General features: G+C 71.3%; 21 protein-coding genes. 5 read left to right on the top strand and 16 right to left on the bottom strand.

From position 1 onward, the window contains the following. Positions 1-135: 135 nt before the first annotated feature. Positions 136-1,188: a quinone-dependent dihydroorotate dehydrogenase gene (locus BAY60_RS17870; protein WP_112282030.1), complete on the top strand. Its 1,053-nt coding sequence runs from the start codon at positions 136-138 to the stop codon at positions 1,186-1,188. Here the strand turns inward: BAY60_RS17870 and BAY60_RS17865 are convergent. From BAY60_RS17865 to rimO, 7 genes are all read right to left on the bottom strand, one after another. Continuing rightward, complete coding sequence (locus BAY60_RS17865) at positions 1,183-2,517, bottom strand: allophanate hydrolase-related protein (protein ID WP_112282029.1); 1,335 nt, start codon at positions 2,515-2,517, stop codon at positions 1,183-1,185. The two genes, BAY60_RS17870 and BAY60_RS17865, sit on opposite strands and share 6 nt — an antisense overlap. 188 nt (positions 2,518-2,705) lie before the next feature. Then, positions 2,706-3,689 (bottom strand): phage shock envelope stress response protein PspM, encoded by a 984-nt coding sequence (gene pspM, locus BAY60_RS17860; protein ID WP_112282028.1) that lies wholly within the window; start codon positions 3,687-3,689, stop codon positions 2,706-2,708. Positions 3,690-3,699: 10 nt separating this feature from the next. Next, positions 3,700-4,569, bottom strand: coding sequence for a PspA/IM30 family protein (locus BAY60_RS17855; protein ID WP_112282027.1), 870 nt, complete (start codon positions 4,567-4,569; stop codon positions 3,700-3,702). 191 nt (positions 4,570-4,760) lie between these two features. After that, positions 4,761-5,231 (bottom strand): helix-turn-helix domain-containing protein, encoded by a 471-nt coding sequence (locus tag BAY60_RS17850; RefSeq protein WP_112282026.1) that lies wholly within the window; start codon positions 5,229-5,231, stop codon positions 4,761-4,763. Positions 5,232-5,325: 94 nt separating this feature from the next. Continuing rightward, entirely contained in the window at positions 5,326-5,793 is a 468-nt protein-coding gene (locus BAY60_RS17845) for a CinA family protein (RefSeq protein ID WP_245992592.1), read from the bottom strand. After that, positions 5,790-6,344: a CDP-diacylglycerol--glycerol-3-phosphate 3-phosphatidyltransferase gene (pgsA, locus tag BAY60_RS17840; RefSeq protein ID WP_425466476.1), complete on the bottom strand. Its 555-nt coding sequence runs from the start codon at positions 6,342-6,344 to the stop codon at positions 5,790-5,792. Before pgsA ends, BAY60_RS17845 begins: the two co-directional genes overlap by 4 nt. Before the next feature lie 53 nt (positions 6,345-6,397). Then, a complete protein-coding gene (gene rimO / locus BAY60_RS17835) occupies positions 6,398-7,849 on the bottom strand; it encodes a 30S ribosomal protein S12 methylthiotransferase RimO (protein WP_112282025.1) in 1,452 nt (483 codons plus the stop codon). 62 nt (positions 7,850-7,911) lie between these two features. On the opposite strand from rimO, the gene BAY60_RS17830 reads away from it, so the two are divergent. Next, entirely contained in the window at positions 7,912-8,412 is a 501-nt protein-coding gene (locus BAY60_RS17830) for an amino-acid N-acetyltransferase (protein WP_112282024.1), read from the top strand. Between the two features lie 147 nt (positions 8,413-8,559). After that, entirely contained in the window at positions 8,560-9,000 is a 441-nt protein-coding gene (locus tag BAY60_RS17825; RefSeq protein ID WP_112282023.1) for a phospholipase, read from the top strand. A gap of 120 nt (positions 9,001-9,120) precedes the next feature. On the opposite strand, the gene groL is transcribed toward BAY60_RS17825, so the two are convergent. The 9 genes from groL to BAY60_RS17780 all read right to left on the bottom strand — a co-directional run bounded on the left by groL (position 9,121) and on the right by BAY60_RS17780 (position 18,637). Further along, positions 9,121-10,815, bottom strand: coding sequence for a chaperonin GroEL (gene groL, locus BAY60_RS17820; protein ID WP_112282022.1), 1,695 nt, complete (start codon positions 10,813-10,815; stop codon positions 9,121-9,123). A gap of 35 nt (positions 10,816-10,850) precedes the next feature. Further along, positions 10,851-11,876, bottom strand: coding sequence for an NAD(P)-dependent alcohol dehydrogenase (locus BAY60_RS17815; protein ID WP_112282021.1), 1,026 nt, complete (start codon positions 11,874-11,876; stop codon positions 10,851-10,853). Then, a complete protein-coding gene (locus BAY60_RS17810) occupies positions 11,873-12,613 on the bottom strand; it encodes an iron-sulfur cluster assembly protein (RefSeq protein ID WP_112282020.1) in 741 nt (246 codons plus the stop codon). The genes BAY60_RS17815 and BAY60_RS17810 overlap by 4 nt, the downstream gene beginning before the upstream one ends. After that, entirely contained in the window at positions 12,610-13,650 is a 1,041-nt protein-coding gene (locus BAY60_RS17805) for an amidohydrolase family protein (protein ID WP_112282019.1), read from the bottom strand. The genes BAY60_RS17810 and BAY60_RS17805 overlap by 4 nt, the downstream gene beginning before the upstream one ends. Positions 13,651-13,768: 118 nt before the next feature. Then, positions 13,769-14,140 carry a propane 2-monooxygenase effector subunit MimD gene (gene mimD, locus BAY60_RS17800; protein WP_112282018.1) on the bottom strand — a complete coding sequence of 124 codons (372 nt, stop codon included), beginning with the start codon at positions 14,138-14,140 and terminating at the stop codon, positions 13,769-13,771. Continuing rightward, the gene (locus tag BAY60_RS17795) at positions 14,137-15,333 is read right to left on the bottom strand and encodes a ferritin family protein (RefSeq protein ID WP_112282017.1); all 1,197 of its coding nucleotides are present in this window, start codon (positions 15,331-15,333) and stop codon (positions 14,137-14,139) included. The genes mimD and BAY60_RS17795 overlap by 4 nt, the downstream gene beginning before the upstream one ends. 48 nt (positions 15,334-15,381) lie before the next feature. Further along, positions 15,382-16,431: an NADH:ubiquinone reductase (Na(+)-transporting) subunit F gene (locus tag BAY60_RS17790; RefSeq protein WP_112282016.1), complete on the bottom strand. Its 1,050-nt coding sequence runs from the start codon at positions 16,429-16,431 to the stop codon at positions 15,382-15,384. A 121-nt stretch (positions 16,432-16,552) separates the two neighbouring features. Continuing rightward, positions 16,553-18,202: a ferritin family protein gene (locus tag BAY60_RS17785; RefSeq protein ID WP_112282015.1), complete on the bottom strand. Its 1,650-nt coding sequence runs from the start codon at positions 18,200-18,202 to the stop codon at positions 16,553-16,555. A gap of 195 nt (positions 18,203-18,397) precedes the next feature. Beyond that, a complete protein-coding gene (locus tag BAY60_RS17780; protein WP_112282014.1) occupies positions 18,398-18,637 on the bottom strand; it encodes a hypothetical protein in 240 nt (79 codons plus the stop codon). Positions 18,638-18,770: 133 nt separating this feature from the next. On the opposite strand from BAY60_RS17780, the gene BAY60_RS17775 reads away from it, so the two are divergent. Together BAY60_RS17775 and BAY60_RS17770 are read left to right on the top strand one after the other, a co-directional pair. Next, entirely contained in the window at positions 18,771-20,612 is a 1,842-nt protein-coding gene (locus BAY60_RS17775; protein ID WP_112282460.1) for a sigma-54-dependent Fis family transcriptional regulator, read from the top strand. Positions 20,613-20,636: 24 nt separating this feature from the next. Then, complete coding sequence (locus BAY60_RS17770) at positions 20,637-21,233, top strand: hypothetical protein (RefSeq protein ID WP_112282013.1); 597 nt, start codon at positions 20,637-20,639, stop codon at positions 21,231-21,233. Positions 21,234-21,235 lie beyond the last annotated feature (2 nt).

Below are 21,235 nucleotides of genomic sequence, written 5' to 3'. Positions count from 1 at the left end.
ACTCGGGCCCGAACGGCTGACGACGTTCGGGAGTCGCGTCGGGGGCTTCTTACTGTCCGGACGCCGGTGTCGCGGCGGCCACGACGGCGAGCGGGCCCATGCGACGGCCGGTGACGCGTGCGGCACGATGTTGCCGTGCTGTTCGACAGGATCGGCCGCCCGGCGCTGTACCGGCTGGCGAGCAACGACCCCGAAACCGTGCACGAGCGCACCGTGCGTGCCCTGGGCAGGATCGGTGACGTGCCCGCGGCGACGGCCGCGCTGCGCCGCCTCTACCGGGCCGACGACCCGGTCACCGTCTTCGGCATCCGCTTCCCCAGCCGGGTGGGGCTCGCGGCCGGGATGGACAAGGACGGCCGCGCACTGCGCGCCTGGCCCGCGCTGGGCTTCGGTTTCGTCGAGGTCGGCACGGTCACCTGGCATCCGCAGCCGGGCAACCCCAAGCCGCGGCTGTTCACCCTCGCCGCCAGCGACGCCGTGATCAACCGCATGGGCTTCAACAACGCGGGCGCCGCGGCGCTCGCCGACCGGCTGGCCACCACCGGCACGCCGCCGGTGCCGCTCGGCATCAGCATCGGCAAGTCGAAGGTCACGGCCATCGAGGACGCGGTCGGCGACTACCAGGCGAGCCTGCGGGCCCTGTACCCCTACGCCGACTACTTCGCGGTCAACGTCAGCTCCCCCAACACGCCCGGACTGCGCACGCTGCAGGACAGGGCGGCGCTGCGGGAACTGCTCGGCGAGCTGCGCGGCACCTCGATCTCCCTCGCCGGCGACGCCGGGCGCGCGCCGACGCCGCTGCTGGTGAAGGTCGCCCCCGACCTGCCCGACGAGGCGCTCGGCGAACTGCTGGAGGTGTGCATCGAGCAGGAGGTCGCCGGGATCATCGCCACCAACACCACGCTGAGCCGCGAGGGACTCGACCCGGCGGACGCGGCACTGGCGTCCGAGGCGGGCGGGCTGTCCGGCCGCCCGCTGGCCGCCCGCGCCCGCGACGTGGTGCGGTTCGTGCGGGCCGAGGCGGGCGACCGGCTGCCGGTGATCGGGGTGGGCGGCATCACGTGCGCCCGCGACGCGGAGCTGTTGCTCGACGCCGGGGCGAGCCTCGTGCAGCTCTACACCGGGTTCGCGCTGCAGGGGCCCGGCCTGGTGCGCCGGATCAACCGGGCACTGGCCGCCCGGTCATGACGCCGTCCGCTGAGGCCGGAACGTGCTCCGGTGCCGGAGGTAGGCCCGCCAACACCCGTACTCGCTGATGTCGGTGCCCTGCCGGGCCGCACGCGGGTCGCAGAGCACCCCCGTGACGGTGCCGCCGTCGGCCAGCTCGATCCCGCCGAGCAACAGCGGTGCGGGCAGGTCGGCGAGGAAGCGGCCCAGCCCGGCGGGCGACACCAGCCAGCGTTCGGTGAGCAGCGCCACGCCGTCGCGGCCCGCGTGGACGAGCCCGGCCTGCGGCGGCTCGCCAGGGAGCGCGACCATGCGGTAGGCGGGCGCGGTCTCGGCGAAGCCGGTGCAGCGTGCGCCCAGCCGCGTCAGCTCCTCGTTGAGTGGCTGCCCGCGCAGGTAGGCGCCGGTCACGGCCAGCTCGACTCCGCCCGACGGGTACGGCGTGTCCGCCTGCGCCCCGGTGAGCAGCGCCACCAGGTCGAGGGCCACCTGGTCGTCGAAGGCACGGGCCAGCACACCGGCACCGGCGGGGGCGCCGTCGTCGAAGGCGACGGCGGCCACGTCGAGTGCCTCCACCAGGTCGCAGAACGCGGGCGACGTGCCGGCCAGCGGCATCAGCAGCGCGTCGTGCCCACGCAGAGCCGTGGCGGGCCGGGCGGTCCACGCTCCGATCGCTGCGGAGAGCTCGAGCGGACTGACCGCGGCGCCCGCGGCGCGGAGGGCATCGGCGGTGACGCCGAAGGCATGGCGGGCGGACGGCGGCAACCCCGCCAGGTCGGCTTCGGCGGGGACGGCGACGCGCGGATGCTCGCCCGCGCTGAACCGCACGGAGCCCGGCCAGGGCCGGCAGCCTGGGTCGGTGTCCTCGGGACCGGTCATCGCCGCGGCCGTCCGCTGGGCCACGTCGATGTCGCGGGCGAGCACCACCGCCTGCCCGTCCCCCGGACTCGGCACGAGTCCCCTGGTCGGGCGCAGGGCCACCACGCCGTGACACTCGGCGGGCAGCGATCGGCACACCACCGCGTCGGCGGCGCCGAGCGTGAAGCCGGTCGTCGCAGCGTGTCGCGACGCCGTGCCCAGCACGACGGCACCCGCGGATTCGAGCCGCTGCCTGACGACGGCGTCGTCGAACACGGCCACGAGCACCCCGGCCAGTGGCAGCCGGTCGCCGGTACGGCCGCGCTCGTCCACGGCCTTGGCGTCGACGAGGACGTCCTCGCGTGAGCGCACGGCGAACCAGGGCTGCGGCCGCTCGGCCCTGGCGAGGGTGTCGAAGGCGGCCAGTGCACGCTGGTAGGCACTGACCGGCGGGAACGAGGCGAGATCGTCCTCGGACAGAAACGGGGTCATGGCACGCTGTCCTTTCCGCCGCTGACAGCACCTGGCGGATACCCCGGTCCGGGTGATCTCGAACCCGGGCCCGCCGGCCCTGTGGTGTCCAGAGTAGAAACGCCGGTTACCGGCACGGTGCCGGTTGCGTTACTCCCCGATGTCGATCCGTGACGGCAGCCGAGACGTGCGGCGGCCGCCCACGGCGGTCAGGACAGTTCGCGCAGGGCCAGTGCGAGCCCGGCGAGGCGGTCGGTGGCGTCGGTCAGCGCCTCCTTGGCGGGCTGCACGCCACCGCTGCTGGCGGCGACGGCCCGGCCCGCGGCGGCGACGAGGGCGCCGTAGCCGTCGAGCCCGTCGTCGAGCTGGGTGCGCAGGGTGCGGATGGCCGAGTCCAGAGCCGGACGCTCGGCCTCGGGAGCTGACGCGCGCGCCCGTTCGATCGACTGCACCCGGGCCGCCAGTGCGCGCAGCGCGTCGGCGGCCTCGGTGGCGGTGGCCCGCGCGTCCGCGACCGACATCTCCGGCACCGAGGCCGGAGCACCGGGCGACGGGGTGGACAGCTGGGTCAGCAGTTCACGGAGTGAGGCCTCACCCTCGGCGAGGCGTTCCATCGGCTCGCGCGCGGCCGAGCCCTTCGGCGGCAGCTTGGGCGGCGCGGCGGCGGCCTTCGGCACCTCGGTGCGGTTGAGCCGGCGCAGGTGCAGCATCGTGCGGGTGCCGAGCACCCCGAAGACCACGACGGCCACGAGGCCGCCGAACGCGCCCTCGAAGCCCTCCTGGGCACTGGTGACGCCGAAGTACCCTCCGAGTGCCCACAGCCCGCTCAGCAGGGTCAGGATCACCAGCAGGGTCACGAAGCGGGAGGCACGGCGCTTGCGCCGCTCCAGCCTCGCGGCGGGCTCGTTCCACCGGGCGAGCTTGTCGCGGACGTCCGACACGACAGACAGGTCGACCGGGACGGGCGGGCGGAACTGGCGCGGCCGCTGCCCGCCGTCGCCGTTGCCGTCGGGCCTTCCCGCCTGGCGCTGCTCCCCCGTCGCGTCCGGCCGCCCGGCCTGCTGCTGACCGGGCGGCGGAACGTACTTCTGCAGCTTCTCCTGGGCACGCTGGGCGTAGTCGGGCAACCGCTGCAGATGCTTTTCCAGCTTCGCGCTGAACTCGCCGAAGTCGCGCTTGCCCGACGTGGTCATGATCGCCCGCTCAGGCCTGGTTCTTCTGACGCTCGGCCTCGACCCGCGCCTGGATCTCGCGCTGGACGTCGGCACCGGACGACGAGGACGCCGCCGACCCCGAGGACGCCGCGCCCTCGGCCGACGACGAGGAACCGTCGGTGACCTGGGCGACCGACTCGCCCTTCATGGAGGCGCGGATCTGCTCGAGGCGGCTGTGCCCGGCCAGCTGCGTGGTCGAGTGCTGCACCTCCAGCATGCGGCCCTGCACCGAGTTCTGCGCGAGCTCGGCCGAGCCCAGCGCGGTGGTGTAGCGCTTCTCGATCTTGTCGCGGATCTCGTCGAGCGACGGCGTGTTGCCGGGGGCGGCCAGCTCGGTCATCTGCGTGAGCGAGGCCGACACCTGCTCCTGCATCTTGGCCTGCTCCAGCTGCGAGAGCAGCTTGGTGCGCTCGGCCAGCTTCTGCTGCAGCATGCTGGCGTTGCGCTCGACCGCCTGCTTGGCCTGCCCGGCGGCCTGCAGGGCCTGGTCGTGCAGGGTCTTGAGGTCCTCGATGCTCTGCTCGGCCGTGACCAGCTGCGCCGCGAAGCCCTCGGCGGCCGTCTCGAACTCCTGGGCCTTCTGCTCGTCGCCCTTGGACCGGGCCTCGTCGGCGAGCACGAGCGCCTGCCGCGTGGAGGCCTGCAGCTTCTCCACCTCGCCGAGCTGGCGGTTGAGCTTCATCTCCAGCTGGCGCTGGTTGCCGATCACCGACGCCGCCTGCTGGGAGAGCGCCTGGTGGTTACGCTGCGCCTCCTCGATGGCCTGCTGGATCTGCACCTTCGGGTCGGCGTATTCGTCCACCTTCGACGAGAACGCCGCCATCAGGTACTTCCAGAACTTCACGAAAGGGTTGGCCATCTCCTCCGCCTGCCTTCTCACGTCCCACGGGCCTGTCGATCCGGCGATGTCACCGTTCCCCGCTGTCCTGGCAACGCGCGACCCCCGGTGTTGGGTTCCATCGTGTCAGGTCAGCAGCCGTCCTTCCAGGCGACCCCGGGGGAATTCAGGGATCCCCCTGAGAGCGTCGGCGGTCCTGCCGGAGGCGGCTCTCAGGCGGCGAGGACGGCCTTGGTCTTCGGCGCGCGGATCGTGGTCCGCAGGCTGGGCGAGATGCGCAGGTCCGCGAGGTCGTTGCCGGCGACACCGGCGACGAGGCGGCCGCCCTCGAACTCGCCCTTGGCGGCCTTGGCGGCCTTGGCGCCGGCGGCGCCCGCGGTGCCCTCCGCGCGCTCGGGGACCGCCCTGTCGGCGGGCTCGCCGACGTGTGGCGCGGTCTTGACCTCGTCGAGCGCGGAGACGTCCGCGGCCACGTTGTGCAGCAGCTCGCCGAGCGGCAGGTCCAGCGCGTCGCAGATGGAGGCCAGCAGCTCGCTCGACGCCTCCTTCTGCCCGCGCTCGACCTCCGAAAGGTAGCCGAGGCTGACCTTGGCGGCGCGGGAGATGTCGCGCAGCGTCCGACGCTTGGTGGTGCGGGCATGACGGAGCCGATCACCGATCGCCTCACGCAACAGCACGGTCATCACGCGCCTCCCTTCAGCTGCCGACCACGTTACCGAGACCGGGGGACAGAACGCAGGTGTTGAAACGAGCGTCCGCCAAGGGCGAACGCCGGAATCAGCCCAGTTGTTCCCGGAGCAGGTCCAGCGCCGCGGTCGCCGAGGCCGCCCGGACGGCCGCCCGGTCACCGGACAACTCCAGCGTACGCGCGGTGCGCGCCGACGGGCCCTCCACGGCGACGTGCACGGTCCCCGGCGGGACGCCGTCCTGCGGATCGGGCCCGGCGACCCCGGTCAGCCCGATGCCCCAGTCGGCGCCGCAACGCCGGCGTGCGCCGCCCGCGAGCTGGGCGGCCACCTCCGGGTGAACCGCTCCGTGCTCGGCGAGCAGCGCGGGGTCGACACCGGCGAGGCTGGCCTTGAGGTCCGTGGCGTACACGACGAGCCCGCCCCGCACCGCCGCGCTCGACCCCGGCACCTCGGTCAGGGTCGCGCACACCAGCCCCGCGGTGAGCGACTCGGCCGTGGCCACCGTCTCGCCGCGGCGGATCAGCTCCCGCAGCACCGCTTCGGCGACGCCTCTCACGCCGCCGCCCGCAGCCGCACGGCGCGCACGACGTAGTCGAGCCCGGTGGCGACGGTGAGCAGGAGCGCGAAGCCCATCAGCGCCCAGCGCACCGGCTCGGCGGCGTCCGGCAGCGGCAGCAGGTACAGCCCGATCGCCACCACCTGGGCCAGCGTCTTGGCCTTGCCGCCCCGGCTGGCCGGGATGACGCCGTAGCGGATCACCCAGAACCGCAGCAGGGTCACGCCGAGCTCCCGCACGGCGATGACGATGGTGACCCACCACGGCAGCTCGCCGAGCAGGCTCAGCCCCACCAGCGCGGCGCCGATCAGCGCCTTGTCGGCGATCGGGTCGGCGATCTTGCCGAAGTCGGTGATCAGGCCGTACTTGCGGGCCACCCAGCCGTCCACCCGGTCGGTGAGCGCCGCGACCGCGAACACCGCCGTGGCGACGTAGCGCCACGCCGGGTCGGCGCCGTCGGCGGTGAACAGCGCCAGGATGAACAGCGGCACCAGCACCAGCCGCGACAGCGTGAGCAGGTTCGCCACGTTGAGCATCGGCGCCGCGGCCACCGCGGGCGTGGCCTGTCCGTCGCCGTCGCGCTCGGCCCCGCCTGCCTCGGCACTCACGGCGCCGTGCCCGGCAGGCCGCCTGCCGTCTCGAGCGGGCGCACCACGAGGTCCACGCCCGCGCTGTCCACCACCTCGCAGCGCAGCAGCTCGCCGACCTTGGCGGTGCCCGCGTCGAGCACGAGGCACTCGCCGTCCACCTCGGGCGCCTGGTGCGCCGCGCGGCCGGTCACCTCGTCGCCGACGTTCTCGACGAGCACCTCGACGGTCTGCCCGACGCGGTCCTCCGCCCGCTGGGTGGTCAGCTCCTCGACCAGCGCGGAGATCCGGCCCACCCGTTCGGCGATCGTGTCCTCGTCGAGCTTGCCGTCGAAGCTCTCGGCCTCGGTGCCGTCCTCGTCGGAGTAGCCGAACACGCCCACCGCGTCGAGGCGGGCCGCGGTGAGGAAGCGCTCCAGCTCGGCCACGTCGTCCTCGGTCTCGCCGGGGAAACCGACGATGACGTTGGTGCGGATGCCCGCCTCGGGCGCGTAGGTGCGGATCTGGTCGATCAGCGCGAGGAACGAGTCGGTGGAACCGAACCGGCGCATGCGGCGCAGCACGGACTCGCTGGAGTGCTGGAAGGACAGGTCGAAGTAGTCGGCGACGCCGGGAGTGGTCGCGATGACGCGCACCAGGTCGGGCCGGGTCTCGGCGGGCTGCAGGTACGACACGCGGACACGGTCGACGCCGTCCACGGCGGCCAGCCGGGGCAGCAGCAGCTCCAGCGCCCGGGTGCCACCCAGCTCCCTGCCGAGGTCCTTGCCGTAGGAGGTGGAGTTCTCGCTCACCAGGAACAGCTCGCGCGCGCCCTGGGTGGCCAGCCACTGCGCCTCGGCGACGATCTCGTCGGGGTGGCGGGAGACGAACGAGCCGCGGAAGGACGGGATGGCGCAGAACGAGCACCGGCGGTCGCAGCCGGAAGCGATCTTGAGCGCGGCGACGGGTGCGTCGTCGAGCCGCTCGCGCAACACACGCGGACCCCACCCGGCGTGGCCGGGGACGGCGACCTGCTCGGCCGCGGCCGGGCGTTCCACCGGCGAGATGGGCAGCAGTGTGCGACGGTCGGCGGGCGTGTGCGACGCGACGGCGCGACCCTCGGCGATGTCGCCGAGGCGCTCCGCCAGGTGCGGGTAGTGGTCGAAGCCCAGCACGGCGTCGGCCTCGGGCAGCTGCTCGGCGAGCTCGGCGCCGTAGCGCTCGGCCATGCAGCCGACGGCCACCACCTTCGCGCCGGTGTCGGACGCGGCGAGCAGCGTGTCCACCGAGTCCTTCTTCGCCGATTCGACGAAGCCGCACGTGTTGACGACGACGACGTCGCTGTCCTCGGGCTCGGCGGTCAGCTCCCAGCCGCCCGCGGACAGCCTGCCCGCGAGCTCCTCGGAGTCGACCTCGTTGCGCGCGCAGCCCAGCGTGAGCAGCGAGACCCGGCGACCGTGCGAGGGTTCTGGGGATTCGGGGGCAGACACCCGACCAGGGTAACGAGCAGGCCCTGACCGTGCCGCGCAGGCCGCCCGCTAGCGTTTGCGGGGTGGGAGAGTCACCGCGCATCCGCCGCGCGCGCGTCGCGGACGTTCGCAAGATCAAGACGCTGGTCGACTCCGACGCGGGCAGGGTGCTGCTCGAGAAGAACCTCGTGACGCTCTACGAGGACATGCAGGAGTTCTGGGTGGCCGAGCTCGACGGCGAGGTCGTCGGCTGCGGAGCGCTGCACGTGCTGTGGGAGGACCTGGCCGAGATCCGCACGGTCGCGGTGCAGCGGTCGATGCGCGGCATGGGCATCGGGCACCGGCTCGTCGACCGGCTGGTGTCGCTGGCGGGTGAGCTGGGCCTGCCCCGCATCTTCGTGCTGACCTTCGAGACCGAGTTCTTCGCCCGGCACGGGTTCGTGGAGATCAAGGGCACCCCCGTGCCGGAGGAGGTCTACGAGGAGATGCGGCGCTCGCCGGACACCGGTGTCGCCGAGTTCCTCGACCTGCCGTTCGTGAAGCCGAACACGCTCGGCAACACCCGCATGCTGCTGGAGCTGTGAGTCTCCGACCACCGCGGGTCAACCCCGCTCCGTAGCCGGCAATTCACCCACTGTTCGCCCCGACGGCGGTAGAGCCGTCCACCCGCCACGCCCGACGCTGATCATCGCCGTCCTGCCTGCCGGCCCGATCAGCGAGGGAGCCCTGTCATGACCGCGACAACCCTGCGTCGCCGACTGCGTGGTGCCGTCGGAACCGCCGCCGTGGCCGCCACCCTGTTCACCGGAGCGCCCGCGGCCACCGCGGTCGACGCCGTGGCCGTCACCGACCGGTACCTCTACGAGATCACCCTGTCCCAGTTCGCCACCACCCGTGCCACGGCCCCGTACGGTGACGTGCTCGACTGGTCGTCCGACGCGTGCTCGTGGTCGCCGGACAAGCCGCTGGGCTACGACTTCACCCGCGCCTGCCACCGGCACGACTTCGGCTACCGCAACTACAAGCGACAGGGCCGCTTCACCGAGACCAACCGCAAGCGCATCGACGACCGGTTCCACAGCGACATGAAGACGATCTGTTCCGGCCGCTGGGCGTGCAACTCCGCCGCGTGGACCTACTACCAGGCGGTGCGCAGGTTCGGCGCCAGCTGACGTCCCGCAGGCACGGGCCCTGGCCGTGAGCCGTCGCGCCGCGACCCGCTCCGGCCCACGACCAGGTCAGCCGGGGCCCGGACCCGCCGGGCCCCGGCTGGACCGAAGGGGCGCCGCCGCTCACCCCACGGAGGGGCCCATCCCCAGCGACTGCGGCGTGCTCGGATCGGGCGACGGCTGCCGCAGGCCCTCGTCGAGCTCACCGAACTCGGTCATCAGCGCCGGGCTGCCACCCCACGGGGTCTGCTCCTCGGCGATCAGCGAGTTGGTGGTCAGCAGCAGGCCCGCCACGGAGGCGCCGTTCTGCAGCGCCGAGCGCGCCACCCGCAGCGGGTCGATGATGCCCAGCTCGATCATGTTCCCGTAGCGGTCGTGCAGCGCGTCGAAGCCGTCGTCCACACCGAGTTCGCGCGTGCGGGCCACGATGTCGCCGGCCGGGTAGCCCGCGTTGCCCGCGATCAGCGCCGCGGGCTCGGCCAGCGCGCGGCGCACGATGTCGGCGCCGATCGCGTAGTCGCCGTCGAGCTCCAGCCCCTCCAGCACACGCTCGGCGTGCAGGAACGCCGCACCGCCTCCCGCGACGATGCCCTCGGCCATCGCCGCCCGCGTGGCCGACAGCGCGTCCTCCACCCGGTGCTGCAGTTCCTTCAGCTCGGCCGGGGTCGCGGCACCCACGCGGATCACCGCCACCCTGCCGGTGAGCGCGCCGATCCGCTCGTTGAGCGAGTCCTCGTCGACGCCGTGCTGGGCCCGTTCCAGCTCCGCGCGCAGCTGGCCGACACGGAACTCGATCGCCGCCGCCGAGCCGGCGCCGTCGACGATCGTGGTGGTGTTCTCGGTGACGCGGACCTGCCGGGCGCGGCCCAGCTGCTCCAGCGTCATGGTCTCCATCGTGAAACCCGACTGCCGCGACAGCACCTGGCCGCCGACGACCGCGGCGATGTCCTCCAGCTTGGCCAGCCTGCGGTCGCCGAAGCCGGGTGCGCGCACCGCGACCGAGGTGAACGTGCCGTTGGTGTGGTTGTGCACCAGCATGGACAGCGCCGCGCCCTCGACGTTCTCGGCGATGAGCACCAGCGGGCGCACGCCGCCGCGCATGATCCGGTCGAGCACCGGCATCAGCTGCTGCACCTTCGACACCTTCTCGGCGCACAGCAGGATGTAGGGGTCGTCGAGCACGGCCTCCAGCCGTCCCGGGTTGGTCACCAGGTACGGCGAGAGGTAGCCGTTGTCGAACTCGAAGCCCTCGACGAAGTCGACGCTCATGCCGATCTGTGCCGACTCCTCGACCGTGACGATCCCACCGTCGCCGACCGTGTGCAGCGCCTTGGCGATCACGGCGCCGACGGCCTCGTCGTTGTTGGCCGAGATCGTGGCGACGCGGGCGAAGTCCGCCTCCGTGGACACCGGATGCGCCACCGTGTGCAGGTATTCGACGAGCCTGCCGACGGCCAGGTCGATGCCGCGCTTGACCAGCACGGGGTTGCCGCCCTTGGCGATGGCGTCCATGCCCTCGTGGATGATGGCCTGCGCCAGCACCGTGGCCGTGGTCGTGCCGTCGCCGACCACGTCGTTGGTCTTGATGGCGGCTTCCTTCACCAGCTGCGCACCCATGTTCTCGAACTGGTCGCGCAGATGGATGTCGCGGGCGATGGTCACGCCGTCGTTGGTGACCTCGGGCGAACCCGTGATCTTCTCGATGATGACGTTGCGGCCCTTCGGCCCCAGTGTCGACTTGACGGCCTCGGCGAGCTTGTCCACGCCCGTCCGGAGCAAGTCGCGGGCGTCCGAGCCAAAGCGGAGATCCTTGGCCATGGTTTTCGCTCCTTCTCTGCGTGCGGATACGGGCGTCAGGGCACGAGGATCGCCCGGCCGCGCACGCGGCCCGCGTCCAGATCGGCCAGTGCGTCGAGCGCGGCGTCCAGCGGGTACTGCCGGGTGTGCAGCGTGACCTTGCCCGCCTGCGCCAGCACCATCAGCTCGGCGAGATCGTTGTAGGTGCCCACGAGGTTGCCCACGACGTTGCGTTCGGTGGAGATGATGTCGATCGTCGGGATGTCGATGTTGCTGCCGTAGCCGATGACGAAATGCGACCCCGCCCTGCGGGTCATCGCGAACGCGTCCTGCTGGGCGCCCTGCTCGGCCACGAAGTCGAGCACGACCTCGGCGCCGTGGCCGCCGGTCAGGTCGAGCACCGCCTCGACGTGGGTGCCGTCGGCGACCACGGTCTCGTCGGCGCCCAGTTGCTCGGCGAGCTTCAGCGCCTCCGGGTTGCGGTCGACGACCACGATCCGCGTGGCGGTGAGCGCCGCCAACGACTGGATGCCGATGTGCCCGAGACCGCCCGCACCGTTGACCACGCACGTCGTGCCGGGCGGCAGCAGCGGCACCGCCTTGCGCACGGCGTGGTAGGCGGTGATCCCCGCGTCCGCGAGCGCCGCGACGTCCTCGGGGCGGGTGGCCGGATCGAGCTTGATGCACGCGCGCGCCGAGGTCAGCAGGTACTCCGCCATGCCGCCGTCACTGTCGATGCCGGGGAAGGCGTTGTCCGCGCAGTGCATGTCGTCGCCCGCGCGGCAGGCGTGACACAGCCCGCACGTCGGCGTCGGGTGCAGGATGACGGTGTCGCCCGGCGCGACGTTGGTGACGCCGGAACCGACCTCGTGGACCCAGCCCGCGTTCTCGTGGCCGATCGTGTAGGGCAGCGCGACGCCCGACTTCTCGGCCCACTGCCCCTCGATGATGTGCAGATCGGTCCGGCAGACACCGGCACCGCCGATCCTGACCACCACGTCGAACGGCCCGGTGACCGTGGGCTCGGGCACCTCCTCCACCACGGGCCGGCTGTGGTAGGCGTGCACTCGTACCGCTTTCATGACACCTTCCCTTCGACGCCTTCGGCCCCGGCGAACCCGACGGCACCCTCGACACCCGCCTCCGGGTACCTCGTGCGCAGCAGGCCCCGGCAGAACGCCGAGTTGCCCTCGATGCTCACGCGCACCGCCTTGGCGAAGCGCAGCCGCTTCGGCAGCGCGCCCGCGGGCACCGGCTCGCCGTCGTCCTCGACGAACAGCGGCGCGTCCGGCCCGGAGGGCAGACCCAGCTCGGCGCGCCGCCGCACCAGGCTCTCGCGTTCGGCCGACGCCGGGAGGTCCCCGAGCGTGGTGCCCGCGAGCGCGTCGATCTGCCAGCCGCTGTCGAGCAGCGTCCGGCAGGCGCGTTCCAGGCAGGCCAGGTGGGCCTTGCGGCGGAACGTGTCCCTCAGCTCGTCGAGCTCTCCCGCGGCCTGCCCGGCGAAGGCGCCCGCGAACCCGGCCTCCGCGGCCACCCCGGCGTTGATCTCCTCGGCGGCGAAGTGATCGGTGAGCCGCACCTCGACCCAGTCGAACTCGCCGAGCGCGACCAGGGCGTCATAGGCGTCGGCCACCATCAGGTAGGCGAAGTTGGGCGCGCAGAAATAGGTGGGCAGCCGGAGCCGGACACTGACGCCGCCGTCGCGGACCGCGGCCGCGACCACGAACCCCAGTTCGGTGATCGGCTCGTCGAGCTCGGGGTCCCGCACCCCGGACAGCGCCTGCCACGCCTGCTCGGCCAGCGCCGGTGCGGCCGTCATGCCGGCACCACGGGCGCGGAACCGACGGCCTCTCCGCTCTCGGCCGGCTCCTCGGCGGCCCGCACCTCGGCGGGCACCTCGATGTCGTACAGCTTCGCCGCGTTGAGCCCGAGGATCTTGCGCTTGATGTCGGGCGTGAGCCGGCCGTACTCGGCCTGCATGTCCTCGGGGATCTGGAAGTCGACGAACTTCTCGACCAGCCACTTCGGATGCCAGATGGCGTAGTCGCTGGCGAAGGTGATGCGGTTCTCGTCGAGCCAGTACAGCAGCTCGCCGAGCACCTGCGCGAAGTAGCGCGGCCGGGAGTGGATGAAGGGCATCACGACGGCGAGCCCGCCGTAGACGTTCGGCTCCTGGGTGGCGATCCAGCAGAAGTCCTCCAGCCGGGGCAGGCCGACGTGCTCGATGATGAAGTTCAGTCCCGGGAAGGCGGTCGCCACGTCGTCCACGTCGGCCACGTCGAACGAGTCGCGGTTCAACGGGTAGATCGTCGGTCCCTTGTGGACGTGGATGTTGGTGATGCCGAGCTCCTCGCACTTCTCGAGGTAGCGGTACGACCACGGGTCGGTGAGCTTCCACCCCTTCGAGGAGCCCTTCCACTCGGCCGTGTAGAGCTTGACGCCACGCAGCTTCCAGCGCTCGGCCAGCAGCTCCAGCTCGCGCAGCCCGGTCTCGCCGTCGCGGGGATCCCACGCACCGTTGACGATGAACCTGTCGGGATGCCGCTCGGCGAGCGCGCCGTCCTGCTCGGTGGTGTTGAAGCCGTTGACGTAGAAGTCGGTGAGGTAGGTGGGCTGGAAGATGGCCTTGTCGACGTAGCCGTCGGCGAACAGGTCCTGCATCAGGGTCTGCTCGGAGTACTTCTCGAACTTCTCCAGCGGCCACACCCATCCCTCGGGGCTGAGGTTGCGGTGGTAGTCGTAGAAGCACTCGATGAAGCCCTTGCCGTAGCGGTTGGCCTGGTTGGCCGGGCTGCCGTCCCAGAAGTGGACGTGGCTGTCGACGACGAAGTACTGCTGGCCGTCCTTGGTGTACATGGTGTCAGCTCCCTTGCTGATGTCGCGGTGTCGGGATCGGCCCGCCGGACCGCGCGCGGGTGCTCCGCGCCCGGCCCGGCGGACCCTCGGCCTCCGGGTGGAGGCGGCGCTCGGTGGGTCAGTCGACGGGCCGCAGGTCGAAGTCGAGGTACTCGGCCGCGTCCTCCGGGTTGGCGAACAGGATCGTGCGGTCGTCGAGGTGGATCATGCGGCCGTAGTGCGTGGACATGCTCTCCTCGAACTCCGCCTGGTCGAACCAGCCGTCCTCCTCCCCCGCGGCCTCGTCGATCTCGGAGTAGACGACGTCGACCCTGCTGCGGGCGTCGACGCGGATCATCGAGGGCAGCGGGGTCACCGTGACGTTGTCCTTGGTGCGCATGACCTCGGCGATCACCTCGCCGACCTGGCTGTTCATGAGCGTGAAGCCGCACATGTTGGAGGCGGTGCTGTTCGCTGCGAAGCGGCTCGCGGCCGTCTGCGTGGTCGTCACTGGTTCAGCTCCTTCGGTGTGCGCAGGCCGAGGTCGGCCAGGATTCCCCGGAACCGGCTCTTCGCCCGGTCGAGCCCGTCCTCGAACCGCGGCGGCTTGGCGTCCGGCTGCGACCACAGCGGCTGCAGGGTGCGTGCGGCGGCGAGGCAGCGCGGCACCCACGTGGCCAGCCACGAGTCCATGATCTCGGTGTTGTGGGTGGCGAACTCCTTGTCGCGCACCAGGGGCTCGAACAGCGCCTTGGTGTAGCGCAGGTCGCGCTCGGCGTAGTCGTACTCCTCGGCTCCGATGAGCGTCGGGGTGACGAAGTCGCCGTTGCCCGGTGCGGCCTGCTGCACGAGGTTGCTCCGGAACAACTCGCCGACGAGCGGCTCGAACACCACGTTGGCGGCGAAGACGGCCTCGGCCCAGTCCCAGATCGCGGTCAGCTGCTCGGCGGTCTCGCGCACCCCCTGCCAAGCCGGGTCGGCCGACCAGGTCTCGTTGTGCGCGGTGCCGTCGAAGCCCGGGATCTCCTCGGACAGCGTCAGGTTGTACAGCGCCAGGTCCTGTGCCGAGCGGATGCGGTGCATGCTGTTCACCGAGATCGCGGTGTTGTGCATGTTCGTCGGCGCCCTGCGGTTGGCGTTGGCGAACAGGTAGAGCCCGAGCCCGTGGTCGACGTGCATCCACGCGCCGACGTGCTGGGCCACGAACTGCACCCAGTTGGGGTTCCACTGCTCGAAGGCCTTCGACTGGCGGGCCGCGTCGATGTTCTGGGACAGCTGCCGCACGACGTTGGAGTTGTTGCGGTAGATGCTCTGTTCCCACTCCTCGTTCGGGTCACGGAACTCGTGCCAGCCGTGGGCGGGCCATTCGTAGCCCTGGCCGCCCGAGCCGGGGAACCGTTCCGGCACCGGCCGGTCGGAGCCCCACGCCTTGAGCACGGTCCAGTCGAGCGGGTATCCGCCCGTGCCGTCGGCGAAGCCGTACAGCCAGCCCTGCGACAGGTAGTGCCGGGGGTCGGGCTGCACCTCCACCGTCACGTCCTCGTAGTGGCTCTGCTTGCGCTTGCGCGGCACGTAGTAGTTGAACCGGCGCAGTGTCGAGTCGGGAAACTCCCGCGCACCGGCCTCGGCATCGGTGAACACCGGCTTCGGTACGCTGCGCTGAGGCTGTTCCTGGCTTCCGGGTCGTTCCTGGGTCGCTGTCATCGGTCTTGTCCTCCTGCGTTGTCTGTTCGGCGATCCGGCACCGGCGCCTCACGCGCTCTCCGCGTCGCCCGTGGTGGTGAACTTGTCGTAGAAGACCCGCCTGTCGTCCACGCCGAGCGCGGGCAGCAGCTCGACCGCCGCCTCCACCATGGGCGGTGGCCCGCACACGTAGGCGTCCACTCCGGACAGATCGGTTTCCAGCCTGCGCACGACGTCGGTGATGAGGCCGACCTCGCCGTCCCAGTCCTCCGCCTCGTCCGGCTCCGAGAGCGCAGGCACGTACCGGAAGTCCGGCAGGGTCTCCTCCAGCTCCCGCAGCTCCTTCTCGAAGCACAGGTCGCGCCTGCGGCGGGCCCCGTAGTAGAACCGCGCAGGCCGCTCGATGCCCCGCTCGGCCATGGAGCGCAGCAGCGCCAGTATCGGCGCCATCCCCGCGCCACCGCCGACGAAGACGAGCCCCGCACCGGGGTTGTCCCGCAGGGTGAACACCCCGAACGGGCCGGTGATGTCGAGCCGGTCGCCCGCCGAGACCGTCGTGTCGAGGAACTCGGAGAACAACCCGCCCGGGTAGACCCTGATGACGAACTCCAGCTGTCCGGACTCGGCGCTGGAGGTGTTGGCCATCGAGAACGACCGGGTCTGGCCGGTACCGGGGACGGCCACGTCGACGTACTGGCCGGGGAAGAACCGCAGCGTCGTCGGCTCCACGAGCCGCACGACCAGATGGCGCAGGTCGTGCGTGACGGGCTCGTTGGAGACCACCTCCACCACGGCCTGCTGGATGGGCAGCCCCGAATGGATCATCTCCTCGTCGTAGTTGAGCAGTTCGATGGTCAGGTCCTCGTAGGCGTGTGCCCTGCACAGCAGCGTGAAGCCCTCCTCCTGCTCGTAGTCGGGAAGGGCGAAGGTGGAGTAGCGGTCGTGCTCGACGTCGTCACCGTCGAGGATGAACGACTTGCACGAGGCGCATTGCCCTTCCTTGCAGCCGTGCATGAGCATCACGCCCTGCTCGGCCGCCGCACGCAGGATGGTCTGGTCCTCGTCGACGTCGATCTCCACGCCGACCGGCTCGAACCGGACCCGGTGCTTGTCTCCCATGTGGTTTGGCCCCATCGTCTCCTGGACCGGCCGGGCAGGCCCGGGGCGAGAACCGTTCAACGGCAACGGTTCTCGCGTCCGGGCCCGGCCAGGCCCGCCATGTCGTCTTGCGAAACAGGCCCTAGTCCTGCGGAGCGGGGCGCCCGGCCGGTCCCTGCCGCACGTAGTCGGCGTGGAACGCCTGCCGCTGCTCGTCGGTCATCTCGTTGAGCGTGACGTTCGGGCTCGGGAACGGCGGGCACTTGCGCAGGTGGTCGAGGGTCCACATCTTCTTCGGGTCCAGATCGAGGTGCGGCTGCGCCACAAGGGTCTTGCCGTCGTCGCGGACGTAGCCCATGTCCTTGACGATGTCGGCGAAGTTCCAGTTGTGGTACAGCGTCTCCCACTCCCGGGAGCCGATGAGCTTGCCCATGTTCGGCGTCTGCCTGCCCTGGTAGGTCGGCCGGAACGCGACGGCGTCGGTCCAGCGGCAGGTCTCCGAGCAGTACGTCCGCCACTGGCCGTCGACCTCGTCCAGCACCATGTCCTGCCGGATCAGGCAGGGCACCATGCAGGTCCAGCAGCGGTGCGGGTAGGCGTAGTCCACGTCCTCGAAGGCGATCGGCTTGTGCCCGTTGGGCACAGAGAGGCGGTTGTAGTTCTCCCACCACGCGCCGTACTTGTCGTACCAGCCCGGGTACTTGTACTCGAACCACTCGAAGTCCTCGTCGGTCATCGGGTCGATGCGCCAGTAGTTAGCGATCCACCCGGTGGCGAAGAACTGGGCCACCTCGTGCACGTAGCCCTTGTTCCAGATGCGGTTCCACGCCTCCTCGACGAGGTCGTGCGGGATCACCAGCCCGTACTTCTCCAGCGGCACGAGGTAGCTGCGGTAGTAGTCGTCGTAGATCCAGCGCCGCCACATCTCGGCGTAGCTCTCGCGGTCCTTGCGGCGGTCCTTCGTGCCGTATTCGATGAACGTGCCGATGGCGGCGTCGACCACGCAGTGGTTGTTCCACCACGCGTAGCGCAGGTCGCGTTCCAGCAACTGGTGATTGGTCTCGTCGGACAACGCCATCAGCAGCGTGGCGTAGCCGTTGCTGATGTGGCGCGACTCGTCGGACTGCACCGAGTGGAACACCGTGGGCAGCAGGTAGTCGCCGTTGGCCGCGGCCTCGCCCGGCATCGCGACGAACAGCGTGTTGGTGAACGCGGTCTCGGCCACGATCGTGAGATAGATGCTCGCGGCGGTGATCGCGTCGCCGGTGATGAAGCCCTCGGCGAACTGCCTGCCGATCGTGCCCGCGTAGTCGTTCTGGAAGTTGCGCAGGCTGGAGTTGAAGCCCGCGGGGTCGATGTAGTTGTTCATGTACAGGCGCTTGAGGTTCTGCTGGATCGTCGAGTGCCTGACCTCGTCGATCATCTGGATGGCCTGCCCGTTGTGCAGCTCCGGGTTGGGCACGGTGCGAAACAGCAGCGGCATCGCGCGGGCCGCGGAGATCTCCGGCAGCGGGATGATCGAGAGGAACAGCTTCTGCCACTCCATCCAGCGCTGCTGGACCTGCCGGAACATGTTGCCGCGAATCGCGCCGTCCTGGGCACCGTAGACGCGGTGGTCCTTCTCCTCCTCCATCGGGAAGTACGAGCGGAGCACCTGCTTGAGCGGGTCCTTCTTCTTGGCCTTCCGGAACGTGTAGTCGGTGCCGTAGTGCGAGACCGGCTCGTGGTAGGCCGGTTCCCACGCCAGTTCCTGGATCTTCTGGTGAGCTTTCGCCACACTCTGGCGAGTCATGATCACTCCTTACCCGTCACTCCCGCGGCGGTGACGGAATCGTCCGGGCAGCTCCGCGCCCCCGGTGGCCCCCGGAGAGCGGGAGCCACCGACGCGGCAGGGGCGCGGCCCTGTGCTGCCCATTACAGGGCTGCCGGGCGGTGAGCGCGGTCTCAATTTGAGACGGGCGTCACATCGCTCCACAGTGGATCTCGTCTACTCGGGTCCCGGTTCGTCCAGCAGCGCCGCGCGCAGCTCGGCGAGCTCCTGCCGGATGCCCTCCCCGATCCGCGCGTCGCCGGCGGCGGCCGGTTCGATGCCGAGCGCACGCAACAACGCCGCCGCGGGCTCGCCGGGGTCGCCCGTGTCACCGAGCGTGGGATGCAGCCCCTGCTCGGCCAGATGGGTGAAGACGACGTTGACGACGGTCCAGTGGCTGTAGGTCTCCTCGGGCATGACACACCTCCGAAAACCCCAGGACACTCCGTCACCGGACGGTGGGTGGTCTCAATTTGAGACACCGGGACCAGCACGGGGGCCTTACCGTGGAACACCGTGGGTCCGCGACGGAGCGGTCTTGGAGGTCTCGATGGCTGGCAGTGCGCCCCTGCGGGAAACGGCGATCCTCGGCACCGTGCCTCGGGAAGACGACGGCGTCCTCGCTGAGGCCCGGATCAGGTTCCTCACCTCCGAGCCGGTGCAGCCGGAGGAGGTCCGCGGGCCGATCCTCACCTCGTGGTGGCGCTCCCGGCAGGCCGAGGTCCCCGCCGACCGCATCGAGGTGCCCTACCTCGGCGAGGAGGGCCTGGACGCCGCGTGGGTGCGCAACGCGCGTCCCCTGCTCGAGCAGGTGGCCGAGCAGCTCGACGGCCAGCCCGTCAGCCTCATCCTCACCGACCCGGACGGCGTCGTGCTCAGCCAGCACACCGGCGACTCCGATCTGCACCGGCACCTGGAGAGCGTGCACCTGGTGCCCGGGTTCAGCTACGGCGAGCAGTTCGTGGGCACCAACGGCATCGGAACCGCACTGGAGGACGTCCGGCCGCGGCACGTGTTCGGCCACGAGCACTACGCCGAGCACCTGGAGAACCTGGCGTGCGCGGCGGTGCCCATCCAGCATCCGCTGTCCGGGAAGATGATCGGCGCGGTCGACCTGACCTGCTGGCGGAGGGACGCCAGCGGGCTGCTCATCGCGCTGGCCCGCAGCACCGCGCAGCAGATCCGGCAGGCGCTGCTCAGCATGACCAGCGCCCACGAACTCGACCTGTTCCAGGCCTACCTGCAGGCCTGCCGGCGCACCAGCGGCGTCGTCATCGCGCTCACCGAGGACGTCGTGATGCTCAACGACAACGCCCGCAGGCTGCTGGAGCCGATGGACCAGTCGATGCTGCAGCGGCAGGCCCGGGAGCTGCTGGCCGAGCGGGACCGCACCAGCGTCGATCTCGCGCTGCCCAGCGGCAGCCGGATCCGGCTGCACTGGCGCCCGCTGACGGCCAAGACGGGCGGCACCGTCTTCGGCGGCGTGCTCCACGGTGAGCTGGTGGAGGCGGAGGAGGAACTGGACGGCGGCAGCCACCCGCTGCCGATGTTCCTTCCCGGCACGGTCGGCGCCGCCCCGGTGTGGCTGCGCTGCTGCCACGAGGTGGACGCCGCCTTCGACTCCGGCGAGTGGCTCGCGCTGGTCGGCGAACCGGGCACCGGCAAGACCACGCTCGCGCAGTGCGTGCACCAGCGGCGCAGGCCCGGCGAACGGCTCCGCACGCTGGACACCGCGCACGCGGCTGAGCCGGGCTGGCTCGACCAGGTGCGCGCCGCACTCGACCGTCCCGCGGCGGCACTGGTGATCCGGCACGTCGACAAGCTCGGCACCCCCGCCGCCAACGCCCTCGCGTCGGTGCTCAGCGAGGTCCGGACCCTCCACCGGGGTGCCGTGCCGTGGGTCGCGGTGACGCTGTCGCCCGGCGCCGACACGCACCCGAGCCTGTCCGAACTGCTCACCCTCGTGCCGCGCACGGTGCAGGTCCCTCCCCTGCGCTACCGCATCGAGGACCTCAACCAGCTCGTGCCGTTCCTGCTCAACAAGCTCAGCCACGGAGGCCAGCTCACGTGCTCGCAGGGGGCGATGAAGCTGCTGATGCGCGCGACGTGGCCCGGCAACGTCAGCGAGCTGGCCGGGGTGCTCAGGGACGTCGTCCAGCACCGCCGCCGCACCGGCGAGATCCGGCCGGGGGACCTGCCGGCCGCCTACCACACGGTCACCCGGCGTGCCCTGACGCACCTGGAGTCCATCGAGCGGGACGCCATCGTGCGCAGCCTCCACGACGCCGACGGCGACAAGAGCAAGGCGGCCCGCTACCTCGGCATGTCCCGCGCCACGATCTACCGCAAGATCCACGACTACGGCATCGTCACCGGCAGCCGGTCGCGCTGACCGGCTCCAGAGGAAGGGAGCGGTATGCCCACCGCAGCGCAGGAACCGACATCGGTGCGCGAGCTGGACACGCCGGCCGCCCGGCGGCTGGCCGGGCTCGCCGAGGTCCTCGGCGAGCTGCACATGGTGCTGCGCTGCTGCGAACGGCTGACCGCCGAGCTGGCGGCAGCCGAGCCGGACGAGCTCGCCGTCGAGGCGCTGTGGACCACGGCACTGCTGTCCTATGCGCGCTGCTTCGCGGGTGAGCTGCTCACCGAGGAGGACGTCACCGGCACCGGGCTGCGCGGCGAGGTGCTCGAATGGCACCACATCCTGCGGCAGCTGCGCGACCACTACGCGCATCCCGCGCACAACCCGCGCGAACGCTGCAGCGTCGGAATCACCCAGGACGAGGGCGGCCACGCGGGCGGCGTCGCGATCACGGCGATGTCACAGCCCGCGCTCGACGACGCGACGGTGCGCCAGACCGGAGCGCTGGCCTACGCCCTGAGCGGCCTCGTGGACGAGCGCATGACACGGCAGCAGGAGGCGGTGCGGGCCGCGGCGGCCGGCCTGCGGGTCCGGGAGCTGGAGCGGCTGCCCCGGATCGACGTCGCGGGCCTGGCAGGCGGCGCGGCGTAGCC

Origin of the sequence: Prauserella muralis, assembly GCF_003202285.1 — a bacterium.
Lineage (GTDB): Bacteria > Actinomycetota > Actinomycetes > Mycobacteriales > Pseudonocardiaceae > Prauserella_B > Prauserella_B muralis.
The sequence above is the reverse complement of the archived record's forward strand: the minus strand, read 5'-3'. Positions and strand labels throughout refer to the sequence as shown.